Source organism: Streptomyces piniterrae (assembly GCF_005048155.1).
Lineage (GTDB): Bacteria > Actinomycetota > Actinomycetes > Streptomycetales > Streptomycetaceae > Streptomyces > Streptomyces piniterrae.
Genome location: NZ_SUMB01000004.1, coordinates 621,910 through 636,373 on the forward strand (window position 1 = coordinate 621,910; position 14,464 = coordinate 636,373).

Below are 14,464 nucleotides of genomic sequence, written 5' to 3' on the forward strand. Positions count from 1 at the left end.
GGGTCGGCGAGCGAGCCGTGCAGTTCGTCGGCGCGCAGCACAGTGGTGGGGGAACCGTCACTCACCGGCGGTCCTCCCACAGGACCGGGCAGAAGTCCGCGTCGGTGTAGTCGGGGTTGCCGTGCTCGTCCTTGCCGACGAGTACGTCGTTGTTGTAGACGACGAGGTCGCCGGAGGACAGCTCGAAGGGCCGCCACTGGTTGGTGCGGTCCTGGAGGTGCAGGGAGATCGCCCGGCGGGGGCGGTCGCTGACGTTGTATCCGCTGCCGTGGTAGGTGCGGCAGTGGTGGAAGCTGATGTGTCCCTTGGGGATGTTCACGGGGACCTTGCGCACCTCGGCGTTGTTGAACGCGGCGTTCTCCTCGAGCATCTCGTCCAGCTCCGACCGGTCGCGGTCGGCGAAGTGACGGCTGGTGGAGTCGTCGCTGCCGGTCTCCTTCCAGCGGTGGCTGCCGTCGACCATCGTGATCGTCCCCATCTCCTCGTCACAGTCGTGGAAGGGGATGAAGGCGGTGAGCATCTCGTCGGAGGAGCAGGTCTGCCAGTAGTGGCGGTCGAAGTGCCACGGCACGATGTTGCGGGCGTCGTCCGCACGCGGCGGCTTGTGGATCAGGGTGCTGTTCCACAGCCGTATCTGGCTGGTCTCCGCGATACGCGCCGCGACCGCCGCGATCAGCGGCTTGGCCAGGATGCTGCGGATGGTGTCGTCCTCGTAGAAGATGTAGTCGTTGTGCCGGTGCACATCACCCTGCTCGGGCTCCCAGTACGCCAGGCGCGGCGGCCGCTGCGGCAGGGTGCGGTCCCGGTGGCCGCCGTAGAAGCGGTCGGCCGCGGAGTTGAGGAGATCGACCTCCTCGTCGGTCAGCAGCTTCTTCGACAGATACCAGCCGTGCTCCTGGTAGAACTGCACCTCTTCGTCGGACGGCAGCAGCTCCTGCTCGGCGGCGGTCAGCGCGAAACGGGTGTCATTCGACGTCGTGTCGGTCATGCCATTTCCTTGTCGTTCGAAGCGGGGTGGTACGGGAAGGGGGCGGAGCGGTGGAGCAGGTCGCGGGCGATGGTGTCGAGGCGGGGCCGGCCGGTCAGCGCCATGGCCTCGGCCAGCTCCGCCCGGAGCGTGTCCAGGACCCGTTCGACGCCGTCGGCGCCGTCGGCGGCCAGGCCCCACAGGACGGGGCGGCCGACCAGTACCGCGCGGGCCCCCAGCGCCAGTGCCTTGAGGACGTCGGTGCCGCGCCGGATGCCGCCGTCGACGAGGACCTCGCACTCGTCCGGCACCGCCTCGACGACTTCCGGCAGTGCGTCCAACGCCGGTATGGCGCCGTCGAGTTGGCGGCCGCCGTGGGTGGAGACGACCAGTCCCGCCACACCGAGCTCGGCCGCCCGCCGGGCGTCCTGTGCGGTGAGGACGCCCTTGAGCACCAGCGGCAGGCTGGTCAGCGAGCGCAACCAGGCCAGGTCCTCCCAGGTGAACGCGGCGTCGTGGTGCCGTTCGGCGTGGTCGGCGAGCGTGGAGCCGCCGGCTCGGGCGCGATGCAGTCCGGCCCGGTGGCCGTCGTCGAAGTTGGCAGGACGGACATGCGGCGGCAGCCCGAAGCCATTGCGCAGATCGCGCTCCCGCCGCGCCATGCGGGGAGTGTCGACGGTGATCACCAGGGCCCGGTAGCCGGCGGCTTCGGCCCGGCGTACCAGGGACTCGGTGACCTTGCGGTCGTGGAACACATAGACCTGGAGCCACAGCGGGCCGGTCGCGGCCCTGGCGGTCTCCTCCAGCGTCTTGCTGGCGAAGGTGCTGGTGATGGTGAGCGCGCCGACCGCACCGGCCGCGCGGACGGTGGCCGTCTCACCGTCCGCGTGGACCAGCCGGTGGTAGGCCATGGGGGCGATGCCGACGGGCAACGCCACCGGCCTGCCGAGCAGTGTGGTGCTCAGCTCGCAGTGCGACACGTCGACGAGGACACGGGGACGCAGCCGGTAGCGGTCGTATGCCGCCCGGTCCTCGCGCAGGGTCACCTCGTCGCCGCTGCCGCCCGCGATGTAGTCCCACACGGCCCGGTCCAGCTTGGCCCGCGCCACCGCCGCGTACTCCCGCGGGGACGGGGGCACCTCCCGCTCCCCGCGGTCGGCGTGGCCGGCGCGCCCGGTCATGCGCCGGCCTTCGCCGCCGCGCCGACCGGTACGGCGGCGTCCGGGGCCTCCGCGCGCTCGCGCTCCACCGCCTCGTAGAGCGCCTTGATGTTGCCGCTGCCGAAGGTGCGGGCGTCGAGCCGCTGGATCAGCTCGAAGAAGACCGTGCGGCGGGCGTACGGGGAGCGGGTGAACACCTGCACCAGGTGGCCCCACTCGTCCCGGTCGGCCAGCAGCCCCAGCTCCTGGAGCACCGTGGTGTCGATGTCCACCTCGATGCCGCGCTCGGCCAGCGCGTCGTAGTAGCCGGCCGGGGTCGACAGCAACTCCACGCCGGACTCGCGCAGTTCGCGGGCCGCTCGGACGATGTCGTCGGTGCCGTAAGCCACATGCTGCACGCCGGGGCCGTCGAAACCGTCGAGGAAGTCGTTGAGCTGGCCGCGGGCGGCGGTGGGGTCCGGCTCCACCATGGTGAAGGTGACGCCCCTGGTCTCGTCCTGGACGACCTTCGAGGCCATCGCCTGGCCGCCGACGACTATGTACTCGTCGTAGGTGTGCTTCAGCCCCAGCGCCCGCTGGTAGAAGTCGACCATGGTCTCCAGCGAGCCGGCGCGCAGGCACAGGGCCAGGTGGTCGACGGAGCGCAGCAGGTCGGGGCCCGGCTCGACGTCCTCGGGCAGGGCCCGGTACCGGCCCGGCAGGAAGGGACCTGACGGGTCGTCACGCTGGATGAGGGTGTGGACCAGGTCGTTGGTCGCGGCGATGGTGGCCCGGGTGACCCGGCCGGTGGCGTCCTCGAAGGTCTCAGGGCCGGAGACGGCTTCGGCACCGGCGGCCAGCGCCCGTTCGAAGTCGCCGGCCGCGTCGTCGGTGCGGAGCGCCACGTCGCGTACCCCGTCGCCGTGTCTGCGGACGAACCGCGAGGCGGCGTGGTCGGCGTGCAGGGCGGAGGTCAGCACCAGGCGGACGCCGCCGTGCGCCAGCACCAGCGAGCGGGCGCCGGCCAGCCCGCTGAGCGGTCCGGCCTCGGCCACGACCCGGAATCCGTAGGTACCGCAGTAGTAGTGGGCGGCCTGGTTGACATCGCCTACGTAGAACTCGACATGGTCGACGGAATGGACAGTCACGTTGATCCCATCACTCGTTCAGAAAGCCTGAGAAAACGTCAGGAAGGCGGTAGCTCGTAGAAATCAGGGAACGTCGGGAAGCTGAGGGCTCACCGGAGAGCGACGTCCCTGTTCGAGGGGGAAGAGGGGTAAAGGGGTGGAGGGGGGTGGAGACGGCTTACGGGTGCATCCGGTGGGGCGACCGCGGTGGTTACACCGCTGCCGCCACCTCGGCGAGGGCGCGGAAGACATAGGCGGTCGAGGTCGCGCCCGGGTCCTGGTGGCCGATGCTGCGCAGCCCCAGGTACGACGCCCGGCCCTTTCTGGCCTGCATCGGGACGGTGGCCCGCATACCGGCTTCGGCCGCGTCGGCGGCGGCGCGTGCGGCGGTACAGAAGTCGGCGCCGGACTGCGCCGCATCGCGGAAGGCACTGACGGCCGGGGCGTACGCGTCGACCATGGTCTTGTCGCCGGGCACCGCCGCGCCCAGTTGCTGAAGCTTGTCCAGCGCCGCGGCGAGGGCCGCCGCGAACCGCCGGGCGTCGATCTCGGCGCCGGGTCCCGAGTCCTCGCCGAGGGCCTCGCCGAGGGCCCGGAACGCGCTGCCGAACAGCGGCCCCGAGGCGCCGCCGACGACGGACACCAGGGTCTTTCCCGTCGTCACAAGGATTTCGTCGACCGAGGTGGCGGCCGGTGACGCGGCGTCGAGGCGGGTGCGCGCCGCACCGAAGCCACGGGCCATGTTGGCCCCGTGGTCGCCGTCCCCGATGGCGGAATCCAGCGCGGTGAGGTGGTCCTGGTTCCGGCTCATGGCCGAGGCGATGTTCTGCACCCAGTCGCGGGTGAGCGAAACATCCACCGGTACTCCTTCGGTTGGAACTCCAACTGGGCTGTGCAACCAGGGCTGTCGACGGTGTTGACGCGCGCCGGGGGTGCGCGCCGGAATCGCCTCGGGCGGCGCCGGACACGAAGCCGGGGACCCGGGTAACTTGACGGGCTTCTTCGCAGTCTTCCGCATGGCAGGCGCTCCTTCGCTCCCCCGTGATCGCAGCCTTGAGCGGTGAGTCGAACCACTGGCGCGTTCCGAAAGCTGTTCGGCATTACCGAATGACCACGGGAAGCAAAACCCACCGACCCCGGCCCCGTCAAGAGCTTGCCGCACAGTGGACCCACAGTCGGCAGATCTTGGCGAAAGCCACATCACCACATGGCGAGTTGATGAACCCTCAATGACGCCGCGAGGCCCTGCGGGAGACGTCAGCCACTGGCCCGCAGACCCGCGTTACGCGGCGCGCCGAGGTCCCTCGACAGACTGCGGGCGACCTCGCGGACCGCGATCGCACACTCCTGACGTGCACTGTCGACGAGCAGCCGCTCGACAGGGCCTACCAGTCCGATACCGCCCACCACATCGCCGGTGCGGTCGAAGACGGGCGCCGCGATACCGCCGTCGCCCAGGGTCAACTCCTGGTCGTCCAGGGCGTATCCGATCTCGCGGACGTTCTCCAGCTGGGTCGCGAGCCGCTCCGGATCGTCGATGCTGGCGCCGGTGACCCGGAGCAGCTCGCCCGCCAGCAGTTCCTTACGGCGTTCGGTGGGGAGGAAGGCCGCGATGGCCTTCCCCAGGGCGCAGGTGTTCCAGGGCAGACTGGCTCCCGTCTCCAGCACCTGCACCGATCCGCCGGGGCGGAAGGCATGGTGGACGACGAGGATGCGGCGGTCCGTGAGGACCCCCACCCACACTGCGGCGCCGGTCTGGTTGGCGAGCAGATCGGCCCAGGTCACCGCGCGGGTGCGCAGCTCGTGCGAGTCCAGATAGGCGTTGCCCAGCACCACCAGGCCCGGACCCAGCTGGTAGCGGCCGGTCTCCCGGTCCTGGACGACCATGCCCTCCGCCTCAAGGGTGCGCAGCAGGGCGTGCACGGTCGGCTTGGCGACCCCGATGCGGTCCGCGAGTTCGGTGACGCCCAGCCGCGGCGCCGCCGTGGCGAGCTCCCGGAGAACGTGGATCGCCCTGTGCACGGCCTGGACCATGAAACAACTCCCTGTTCGGTATTGATGAACGGCGTTCCGACTCGTAGAGTCCTCGTTCATGACACCGTTGGTTGGCATCGTACTTGTGTCGCACAGTGCGGAGATCGCCCACGGCGTGCAGTCCCTGGTCGAGCAGTTGACCTCGGGCCGCGTCGTGATCGCCACCGCCGGCGGCACCGACGACGGCGGCCTGGGGACGAGTTACGCCCGCATCCTCGACGCGCTGCGCACCGCCGATTCCGGCGCCGGCGTGCTGGTCCTGCCGGACCTGGGCAGCTCCGTCCTCACCGCACGCCTCGTCCTGGAGGACCATCCGGACTCCCAGGCCGTCCTCGCCGATGCCCCGTTCGTGGAGGGCGCCGTCGCGGGCGCGTTGGCGGCCGCGTGCGGCGCCGAACTGTCCGCCGTCGTCAAAGAGGCCGAGGAGGCCCGCCATATCGGCAAATTCTGACGCCACTTGAGGCACACGAGCGGCCGGACCGGCCACGAGGGCTTGTGCACCTTCCCTCTCCCCCCTCCCCGTCCCTCTTCCCCGCCCCTCCCCTCAGTCTTCGGCGAGCGCCGCCTCGTACGCCCGGCGGGCATGGTCGTCGAAGACCACGAAACGGATCTCGTCGAACGCGTCGGGCGTCGCCTCGATCTGCGCACGGACGGTGTCGACGGCGGTGCGGGCGCCGTCCGCGATCGGCCAGCGGTAGACGCCGGTGGAGATGGCCGGGAAGGCGACGGTACGGGCACCCAGCTCGGCGGCCACCCGCAGCGACTGCTCGTAGCAGGAGACCAGCAGATGCGTACGGTCCTCGTCCGCGGACCATACGGGCCCGACGGTGTGCACCACCCAGCGCGCGGGCAGCCGGCCGGCGGTGGTCGCGACGGCGGCACCGGTGGGCAGACCACGGCCGTACTTCGAGGCGCGCAGATCGCGGCACTCGTCGAGGATCTCCGGACCACCGCGCCGATGGATCGCGCCGTCCACTCCCCCGCCGCCCAGGAGGGAGGAGTTGGCGGCATTGACCACCGCGTCCACGGCCTGCTCGGTGATATCGCCCTGGACGAGGGTGAGGGTGGTCGCGGAGTCGGACCGGGAAGCGCTCATGGTGCCCGAGCCTAGGCAGGGTTGGGCAGGTCAGCCAGTTGGCCGGCGGCGGGTCGCGAACACAAGGGTGAGCGGTTCGCCCGTACGGCCAGGGACCCGGCAGCGCCCCACCAGGGCTGGAATGCGGCCACGCGCACGCATGCCGGCGGCGGAATGCGGCGAGGCGCACCCATGCGAGAGCCGGAATGCAGCCGCGCCCTGGCGCCGAAGCAGGAATACGGTCCGCGCCCCCGCGCGGAAGCAGGAATGCAGTCCGGGCTCCCCGGCGGAGCGGGAATGCAACCCGCAGCCCGCGCGCCGGGGTGTGAGCGGGAATACCAGCCACATCCCGCCCCCCCCCCGCGCAAGGGCCCGAATACCCCCGCCCCCCGCTCCAGGACCCGAATACCCCCGCGCCCCGCGCGCCCGGACGGGAATACCACCCCGCACGCTCTGCGTTGTGGCCTGCAAGGGGGCCTCGCGACCCTTAGGGGATCCGTTCGACCGCCCCCTAAGGGTCGGCGCCAGGCAGCCAGTTGCCCAGGGCCTTTCCGCCCCGACCCATCGGCGGCCAGGCCCTACCGGCGGGCGAAACGCAGCCGCCGCCAGACCGCCTTGGCGGCGTAGTGGCCCGACATGCCGTGCACGCCGGGGCCGGGCGGGGTGGCTTGGGAGCAGAGGAAGACCGCGGGGTGGGCGGTTTCGTACGGGACGCGGGTGAGCTTGGGGCGGATGAGCAGTCGCAGGCCGGCCGCGGAGCCGGTGGCGGTGTCGCCGCCGACGTAATTGGCGTTGCGGGCGGCGAGTTGGGGCGGTCCGGCGACCGCGCGGGCCAGGACGAGGTCCCGGAAGCCGGGGGCGAAGCGCTCGATCTGCCGCTCGACGAGGTCGGTCGCGTCGCCCTCCCAGCCGTTGGGGACATGGCCGTACGCCCAGAAGACATGCTTGCCCTCGGGGGCGCGGCTGTCGTCGATCAGGCTGGGCTGAGCGGTGATCAGGAAGGGTACGGACGGGTCCTGTCCGTGTGTGGCGGCGTCCAGCGCGGCGGCGATCTCGCCGCTGGTGGGCCCGATATGGACGGTGCCGGCCCGGCGGGCCTCCTCGGCCGTCCACGGGACCGGGCCCGACAGCGCGTAATCGATCTTGAAGGTGCCGGGGCCGTACTTCACGTCCCGGTAGGCGTTGCCCAGGCCGGCGATCCGGGCGAGCGCGGTCGGTGAGGTGTCGAAGACATAGGCGCGTGCCGGCGGCAGATCGTCCAGCCGCTTGACCTCGAAGTCGGTGTGGACCGCGCCACCGTGGGCGCGCAGCAGCCCGGCGAGCGCGTCGGAGATCGCCTGGGAGCCGCCGCGCGGTACCGGCCAGCCGTTGGCGTGCGCGGCGAGCGCGAACATCAGGGCGAGGCCGGTGGTGCCGAAGCCGCCGAGCGGAGCGATGGCGTGCGCCGCGAGGCCGGCCATCAGCGCGCGGGCCTTCTCGTCCTGGAAGCGGCTGTTGAGGAGGGTGACCGGCTGCATCGCGACCAGGCCGAAGCGGGCGTAGGTCAGGGGGTCGCCGGGCAGGCCGAGCCACTGGGTGCGCAGGAAGTCACGGGCCAGGGCGTCCCACTTGCCGATGAACGGCGCGACGAGCCGGCGGTAGGTGCCGGCGTCGTGCGCGCCGAACGACATCGCGGTCTGGCCGACGGAGTGGGCGAGCACCGCGGCCGTGCCGTCCGGGAACGGGTGCGCCATCGGGAGCTCGGGGTGCAGCCACTCCAGGCCGTACCGCGCCAGGGGCATGGCCTGGAACGCGGGCGAGCCCGCGCCGAGGGGGTGCACCGCCGAGCAGGGGTCATGGCGGAAGCCGGGGAGGGTCAGTTCCTCGGTGCGGGCTCCGCCGCCGATGGTGTCCCGGGCCTCGAAGACCTCGACGGACATACCGCGGCGGGCCAGTTCGACGGCGGCCGTCAGACCGTTGGGCCCCGCCCCGACCACCACGGCATCGAGCATCCTCGGCACCTGCGCCACTCCCCTCACGTCCGACCCTCGTCGTTGAGGATCAGTTGGCGGCTGCCAGCAGTCCGAGGATACGCCGCGCCGTTTCCGCGTCCCGCGCTGCGGTGAACGGCAGTGCGTTGCCGCCTCCGATGCGGAACGGCTGCCCGGCGAGCGTGCCGCTCGCGCCGCCCGCCTCGTGCACCAGGAGCAGCCCGGCGGCGTGGTCCCAGGCGTTTTCCCAGCTGAACGCGATGGCGTCGATCTCGCCGCGGGCTATGTGCAGATATTCCAGGCCCGCCGAGCCGCAGGGGCGCGGGGCGACGCCGTTGGTGTCCAGGGCGGCCAGCACCCGCTTCTCGTCGTCGCTGGTGAAGTCGAAGTGGGAGATGGCGACGTCGAGGACCGCGTCGGCGGCGGGGCTGCCCGTGTGCAGCGGTACGCCGTTCAGCTCGGCGCCGGCGCCGCGGCGGGCGACGGCCATCAGGTCGAGGGCCGGTGCGTACGTCCAGGAGGCCAGCACCTCGCCGTGGTGGGCGAGCGCTACGAGGGTGGCGAATCCGGGGTCGCCGTGCACGAACTGGCGGGTGCCGTCGACCGGGTCGACTATCCAGACGGGGGCATCGCCGTGCAGCGCGTCCAGCACCTTCGGGTCGGCGTGCACCGCTTCCTCGCCGACCACCTTGGAGCCGGGCAGCAGGGCCGTCAGCGCGGCGGTGAGGTGCTCCTCGGCGAGCCGGTCGGCGACCGTGACGAGGTCGTGCGGGCCGTTCTTCTGGACTATGTCCTCGGCAGCGAGCTGCTGGAAGCGCGGCATGATCTCGTCGGCGGCAGCCTTGCGGACGGCGGCTTCGACGGCGGCCAGGTCCAGCACGGAGAGATCCAGCAGGGAGCTGTCCGGCGCGGAGGGGCCCTGTGGGGCGGCGTCCGGCGTGGCGGAGCCCGGCGCGGGCCCGCTGGGAGCGGTGGTCAGGGTCACGGCGGTGCCGTCGGCGATATTCGTGGTATCTCCCGAATCTTGGGTACGAAATGCATCGATCATGCATCCATCGAACCATGACCCACTGACACACCGACTGGACTCCAGGTGAATTCCGGGTGCCACGGGGCGCACGGCGCGGCGATCCGGACACCCAACGTGACCCCACGATGACGCCGCCATGACGCCGCCATGACGCCACCGTGACGGCGCCGGGATACCTCCGGGATGCCGCCCCCTCAGCGCCCGACCGCGTACCCCTGCATCCCCCACGGATTCGCCGCCCCGGAGAGCACCCCCGTCTCCGGATCGCGCGCCACCGCGCACAGCCGCCCCTCCGACCAGGCGTCGCCGACCGTGACGAGATGCCCACGTCGCCGCAGGTCGTCGACGGTCTCCGGGCCGATCCTGGATTCCACGGTGACGCTCCCGGGACGCATCGTCCGCGGGAAGAAGGACCCCGGGAACGATTCCTGGTGCCAGTTCGGGGCGTCGATGGCCCCTTGGAGGTCGAGGCCCCCACGGACCGCCGCCCGCAGCGCCACGGCCAGGAAGAAGTGCACCTGCCACTGGTCCTGCTGGTCGCCGCCGGGCGTCCCGAAGGCCATCACGGGGACCCCGTCCCGCAGCGCGAGGGACGGTGTGAGGGTGGTGCGGGGCCGCCGCCCCGGGGTGAGGGAGTTCGGCAGCCCCTCCTCCAGCCAGGCCATCTGAAGGCGGGTGCCGAGGGGGAAGCCGAGCGCCGGGATGACGGGGTTGGACTGGAGCCAGCCGCCGGAGGGGGTCGCGGAGACGAGGTTGCCCCAGCGGTCGACGACGTCGATATGGCAGGTGTCGCCCCGGGTGGCGCCGTTCCGGCCGACGTCCGAGACCACCCGGCGGGCGGTCGTCGGCTCACCCGCCCCGCTCCCGGAGATGCCCAGCGGGTCGAATCCGCCCTCGCCCGCCGCCACGGCCGCCGCCGCGTGCTTGCCGAGCCGCGGCGTACGGCCGTCCGGGCTGCCGGGCCGCAGCTCGTACGAGGCGCGCTCGCCGATCAGGGTCCGGCGCGTGGCGTTGTAGTCCCCGCCGAGCAGCGTGCCGAGCGGCACCTCGGCGGCGTCGCCGTACCAGGCCTCGCGGTCGGCCATCGCCAGCTTGCTGCCCTCGATCAGCAGATGGACGTATTCGGGACCGCCGTAAGCCGGCAACTCCTTTGGCAGCAGGGCGAGTTGCTGGAGGAATACCGGGCCCTGCGACCAGCCGCCGGCCTTGGCGACGGTCCAGCCGTTCCAGTCGTGGGTGACCGGCGCCTCGTAGGTCGCGGTGTACGCGGCCAGGTCGTCGCCGGTGAGGGTGCCCGCGTGCCGCTCGCCCGAGGTGTCCATGGCAGGGCGGGCGGCGAAGGCGGCCAGCGCCTCACCGATGAAGCCCTCGCGCCAGACCCGGCGGGCTGCCTCGATCTGCGCCTCCCGGCCGGCCGACGCGGCCTCCGCCTCCGCGATCAGCCGACGCCAGGTGGCCGCCAGCGGCCGGTTCCTGAGCAGCCCGCCGGGCGCGGGGGCCGCACCGCCCGGAAGGTAGATCTCGGCCGAGGTCACCCACTCCGTCTCGAAGAGCCGACGCACCGTCTCCACGGTCTCCCCGACCCGCTCGACGGCCGGATGGCCCTGCTCCGCATAGCCGATGGCGTACCGCAGCACCTCGGCGAGGGACTTGGTGCCGTGGTCGCGGAGCAGCAGCATCCAGGCGTCGAAGGCACCGGGTACGGCGGCGGCCAGCGGCCCCGTGCCGGGCACCAGGTCGAGGCCGAGTGCGGTGTAGTGCGCCACGCTCGCACCGGCCGGCGCCGGGCCCTGCCCGCACAGCACCCGCACCGGCCCGCCCGCGGGCGCCAGAATCACCGGCACCTCGCCCGCCGGACCGTTCAGATGCGGCTCCACGACGTGCAGCACGAACCCGGCGGCGACGGCCGCGTCGAAGGCGTTGCCGCCGTCCTCCAGAACGGCCATCGCGGACTGGGACGCCAGCCAGTGGGTGGTGGCGGCCATGCCGAAGGTGCCTTGGAGGGTGGGGCGGGTGGTGAACACGGGCGGCTCCTCGTCCATGGGTGACGATCAACGCCTGGTTAGTCTCTCCCCCATGGCTATGCAGCGCACCAACCTCCCCCGAGCCGCTCAAGGGGTTCCCTGGGACGGACTGGCCCTGACCGTCGATGGTCCGGCTCGTCCGGCACTGCGCTGGGAGGTCGCCGACGGAGGGCGGCTGGTGTTGCTGCAGAACGGTGAGCAGGGGGATCAGGTCGTGATCCTGGGGCGCCAGCGGGTCACCCATCGCGGGGTGCACTACGTGCGCACCGGGCAGTACGCCTCGCCGCTGCCGCCGCTGCGCGCCGACCTCGCCCGTAAACACCGGGAGGCGTGCCCGGACGACGACGCCTGGTCTGCCCGGTGGGCGAACCACTTCGCGGACGCACTACGGGACAGCGCCAACGGGCCGCTGCACGACGGCAATTGGCAGCTGACACGTGGGATGCGGTCCGGGTGGAACTCGGCCGAGAGCTGGGAACGGCTGCCGCACCACGACCCGGCCGTCGGCCACATCACCTGGTTCGGCTACGGCGACCCCGAAGAGGACCGCCGCGACCTCCTTCCGCTGCGCCCACTGTCCGCGCCCGACGCACCGCGGGTGAAGGCGTACCGCCGCCAGCACCGCGAGGGCGTACTGCCGCCCATCCTGGTCTGGTGGGTCGGCGGCCTCCACTCGCTGGTGCTGGTGGACGGGCACGACCGGCTCGCGGCGGCACTCGCCGAGGGCGGCCGCCCCAGCGTCCTCGCCCTCGCCCGTGAGTCGTCGGAGCGGTGGCTGAAGTGGATCGCGCAGCCGCTCATCCTCGACTACAAGCACCGCCTCGCACCTCTGGAGCGCGCCTATGGGGAGGGCGATGCGCTGGCGACGATCCTCGCCGGCGCGGCGAGCCGTCAACTGGGCAATCAGCTGCACGACCTGGCCGTCCACCCGGATATCACCCGCTCCTGGCCCCTCCCCGGCGGCGTCCCCGCCTGGGAGGCCCTCGCCGAGGAGCACGCCCCCGGCTGGCATCCCGACACCAGAAACTGACAGGACGCCAGTCGCGTCGGCTGCGTACGCTCGCCCCATGACCGGCAGCAACCCGCCCTCCGACCAGCCGACTCCCGACCAACCGGCCCCCGGCGAGACGCCCCACCGCCCCCTCGTCGCCATCCTGAGTGGCGCCGGGATCTCGACCGACTCCGGGATCCCCGACTACCGCGGCCCGAACGGGCTGTGGCGGCGCGACCCGGAGGCCGAGAAGCTGGTCACCTACGACACGTACATGGCCGATCCGGAGATCCGGCGCCGCTCGTGGCGGATGCGCCAGGAGAGCCCGGCGTTCCGGGCCCGGCCGAACGTGGCGCATGAGGCGGTCGCCAGGCTGGAGCGGTCCGGGACGCCGGTGCGGGTGATCACCCAGAACGTGGACGGGCTGCACCAGCTCGCCGGGATGCCCGAACGCAAGGTCCTGGAGCTGCACGGCACCGCGCGGGCCGTCACCTGCACCCGCTGCCACGCCCGTTCCTCGATGGCGGAGGCTCTGGAGCGGGTGGCCGCGGGCGATCCCGACCCCGCGTGCCTGGTGTGCGGCGGGATCCTGAAGTCGGCGACCGTGATGTTCGGGGAGCGGCTGGATCCGCAGGTGCTGGGTACGGCGCTGGGCGTGGCGAAGGCGGCGGAGATCTTCATCGCGGTGGGTACCACGCTTCAGGTGCATCCGGCCGCCTCGCTGGCCGGGGTGGCCGCCGAGCACGGTGCCCGGCTGATCATCATGAACGCCGAGCCGACGCCGTACGACGAGCTCGCCCACGAGGTGATCCGCGAGCCGATCGGCAGCGCGCTGCCCGCGTTGCTGGCGGAAATCGGCGAAGGCGGCTGACTCGGGCAAGTCGACCGACGAGGCGGCTGAGCGCGCCCAGTCCCCCCAGCCACCAATCACCAACCGGTCCCCTTTGCCGGGAATGCCGGCGCCCGCGATACCGTTGATCACTCTGACGGCCGCGCGGGCCGTCGGGAGCGGGAGACGGGGACAAGGAGCACGTCGTGCAGGGCAAGCACCACGGTGAGTACAAGGTGCCGGGCGGCAAGCTCGTCGTCGTCGATCTCGATGTGGTGGGCGGGGCGCTGCGCGGGGTCCGGGTCGCCGGGGACTTCTTCCTGGAGCCGGACGAGGCGCTGGACGCGATCAACGGAGCGCTGGAGGGCGCCCCCGCCGAGCTGGACGCGCGCGGGCTCGCGGCCAGGATCGACGCGGCGCTGCCGGCCGGCGCGGTGCTGTTCGGGTTCAACAGCGAGGCGGTGGGCATCGCGGTCCGGCGGGCCGTCGCGGACGCCGCGGAGTGGACGGACTTCGACTGGCAGATCATCCATGACGGGCCCCAACCGCCCGCGCTGCACATGGCGTTGGACGAGGTCCTGACGGACGAGGTCGCGGCGGGCCGGCGGCCGCCGACGCTGCGGGTGTGGGAGTGGGACCGCCCCGCGGTCATCATCGGCAGCTTCCAGTCACTGCGCAACGAGGTGGACCGGCAGGGCGCCGATCGCCATGGTGTGACGGTCGTACGGCGGATCAGCGGCGGCGGCGCGATGTTCGTGGAGCCGGGGAACACCATCACCTACTCGCTGTGTGTGCCGGACACGCTCGTACAGGGACTCTCCTTCGCCGAGAGCTACGCGTATCTCGACGACTGGGTGCTGGGAGCGCTCGGCGACATGGGCATCAAGGCCTGGTACAAGCCGCTGAACGACATCGCCACCGACGCCGGGAAGATCGCGGGCGCCGCGCAGAAACGGCTGGCTTCGGGAGCCGTGCTGCATCACGTGACGATGTCCTACGACATCGACGCGGACAAGATGGTCGAGGTGCTGCGGATCGGCCGGGAGAAGCTGTCGGACAAGGGCACCACCAGCGCGAAGAAGCGGGTGGATCCGCTGCGCCGGCAGACCGGGCTGGCCCGCGCCGAGGTCATCGACCGAATGATCGCGTCGTTCCGGTCCCGCTACGGCGGGTCGGCGGGCGCCGTCTCGGACAGCGAGCTGACGCGGGCGCGGGAGCTGGCGGCGGGCAAGTTCAGTTCACCGGAGTGGTTGGCGAGGGTGCCGTGACGGCTGTCCG

13 protein-coding genes are annotated in these 14,464 nt (G+C 72.1%); 4 read left to right on the forward strand and 9 right to left on the reverse strand.

Going from position 1 to position 14,464, the window contains the following annotated elements; translation table 11 throughout:
* Window positions 1–61: 61 nt before the first annotated feature.
* From FCH28_RS15320 to FCH28_RS15340, 5 genes are all read right to left on the reverse strand, one after another.
* Window positions 62–988, reverse strand: a complete 927-nt coding sequence (locus FCH28_RS15320; protein WP_136740411.1) for a phytanoyl-CoA dioxygenase family protein — start codon at window positions 986–988, stop codon at window positions 62–64.
* Entirely contained in the window at window positions 985–2,148 is a 1,164-nt protein-coding gene (locus FCH28_RS15325; RefSeq protein WP_136740412.1) for an alpha-hydroxy acid oxidase, read from the reverse strand. Before FCH28_RS15325 ends, FCH28_RS15320 begins: the two co-directional genes overlap by 4 nt.
* Window positions 2,145–3,254: a 4-hydroxyphenylpyruvate dioxygenase gene (hppD, locus tag FCH28_RS15330; protein ID WP_136740413.1), complete on the reverse strand. Its 1,110-nt coding sequence runs from the start codon at window positions 3,252–3,254 to the stop codon at window positions 2,145–2,147. The genes FCH28_RS15325 and hppD overlap by 4 nt, the downstream gene beginning before the upstream one ends.
* A gap of 190 nt (window positions 3,255–3,444) precedes the next feature.
* A complete protein-coding gene (gene dhaL, locus FCH28_RS15335) occupies window positions 3,445–4,044 on the reverse strand; it encodes a dihydroxyacetone kinase subunit DhaL (RefSeq protein WP_246102917.1) in 600 nt (199 codons plus the stop codon).
* A gap of 446 nt (window positions 4,045–4,490) precedes the next feature.
* On the reverse strand, window positions 4,491–5,267 hold the full coding sequence (locus FCH28_RS15340; protein ID WP_136740415.1) for an IclR family transcriptional regulator: 777 nt from the start codon (window positions 5,265–5,267) through the stop codon (window positions 4,491–4,493).
* A gap of 58 nt (window positions 5,268–5,325) precedes the next feature.
* Between FCH28_RS15340 and dhaM the strand changes: the two genes are divergently transcribed.
* Complete coding sequence (gene dhaM / locus FCH28_RS15345) at window positions 5,326–5,718, forward strand: dihydroxyacetone kinase phosphoryl donor subunit DhaM (RefSeq protein ID WP_136740416.1); 393 nt, start codon at window positions 5,326–5,328, stop codon at window positions 5,716–5,718.
* Between the two features lie 93 nt (window positions 5,719–5,811).
* Here dhaM and FCH28_RS15350 read toward each other — a convergent pair whose 3' ends face one another.
* From FCH28_RS15350 to FCH28_RS15365, 4 genes are all read right to left on the reverse strand, one after another.
* Complete coding sequence (locus FCH28_RS15350; protein WP_136740417.1) at window positions 5,812–6,363, reverse strand: O-acetyl-ADP-ribose deacetylase; 552 nt, start codon at window positions 6,361–6,363, stop codon at window positions 5,812–5,814.
* 557 nt (window positions 6,364–6,920) lie between these two features.
* Entirely contained in the window at window positions 6,921–8,342 is a 1,422-nt protein-coding gene (locus FCH28_RS15355; protein ID WP_136740418.1) for a phytoene desaturase family protein, read from the reverse strand.
* 40 nt (window positions 8,343–8,382) lie between these two features.
* The gene (locus FCH28_RS15360; protein WP_136740419.1) at window positions 8,383–9,360 is read right to left on the reverse strand and encodes an inositol monophosphatase family protein; all 978 of its coding nucleotides are present in this window, start codon (window positions 9,358–9,360) and stop codon (window positions 8,383–8,385) included.
* A 176-nt stretch (window positions 9,361–9,536) separates the two neighbouring features.
* A complete protein-coding gene (locus FCH28_RS15365; protein WP_136740420.1) occupies window positions 9,537–11,366 on the reverse strand; it encodes a gamma-glutamyltransferase family protein in 1,830 nt (609 codons plus the stop codon).
* 52 nt (window positions 11,367–11,418) lie between these two features.
* Between FCH28_RS15365 and FCH28_RS15370 the strand changes: the two genes are divergently transcribed.
* The 3 genes from FCH28_RS15370 to lplAB all read left to right on the forward strand — a co-directional run bounded on the left by FCH28_RS15370 (window position 11,419) and on the right by lplAB (window position 14,454).
* Entirely contained in the window at window positions 11,419–12,396 is a 978-nt protein-coding gene (locus FCH28_RS15370; RefSeq protein WP_136740421.1) for a hypothetical protein, read from the forward strand.
* 37 nt (window positions 12,397–12,433) lie between these two features.
* Window positions 12,434–13,228, forward strand: a complete 795-nt coding sequence (locus tag FCH28_RS15375; RefSeq protein WP_246102868.1) for an SIR2 family NAD-dependent protein deacylase — start codon at window positions 12,434–12,436, stop codon at window positions 13,226–13,228.
* Window positions 13,229–13,392: 164 nt separating this feature from the next.
* Window positions 13,393–14,454 (forward strand): lipoate-protein ligase LplAB, encoded by a 1,062-nt coding sequence (gene lplAB, locus FCH28_RS15380; RefSeq protein ID WP_136740422.1) that lies wholly within the window; start codon window positions 13,393–13,395, stop codon window positions 14,452–14,454.
* Window positions 14,455–14,464 lie beyond the last annotated feature (10 nt).

Excerpts from the sequence above, each read along its gene's own strand:
- FCH28_RS15320 (WP_136740411.1), bottom strand. The coding sequence starts at position 988 with ATGACCGACACGACGTCGAATGACACCCGTTTCGCGCTGACCGCCGCC.
- FCH28_RS15325 (WP_136740412.1), bottom strand. The coding sequence starts at position 2,148 with ATGACCGGGCGCGCCGGCCACGCCGACCGCGGGGAGCGGGAGGTGCCC.
- dhaL (WP_246102917.1), bottom strand. The coding sequence starts at position 4,044 with ATGAGCCGGAACCAGGACCACCTCACCGCGCTGGATTCCGCCATCGGG.
- FCH28_RS15340 (WP_136740415.1), bottom strand. The coding sequence starts at position 5,267 with ATGGTCCAGGCCGTGCACAGGGCGATCCACGTTCTCCGGGAGCTCGCC.
- dhaM (WP_136740416.1), top strand. The coding sequence starts at position 5,326 with ATGACACCGTTGGTTGGCATCGTACTTGTGTCGCACAGTGCGGAGATC.
- FCH28_RS15350 (WP_136740417.1), bottom strand. The coding sequence starts at position 6,363 with ATGAGCGCTTCCCGGTCCGACTCCGCGACCACCCTCACCCTCGTCCAG.
- FCH28_RS15360 (WP_136740419.1), bottom strand. The coding sequence starts at position 9,360 with ATGATCGATGCATTTCGTACCCAAGATTCGGGAGATACCACGAATATC.
- FCH28_RS15370 (WP_136740421.1), top strand. The coding sequence starts at position 11,419 with ATGGCTATGCAGCGCACCAACCTCCCCCGAGCCGCTCAAGGGGTTCCC.
- FCH28_RS15375 (WP_246102868.1), top strand. The coding sequence starts at position 12,434 with ATGACCGGCAGCAACCCGCCCTCCGACCAGCCGACTCCCGACCAACCG.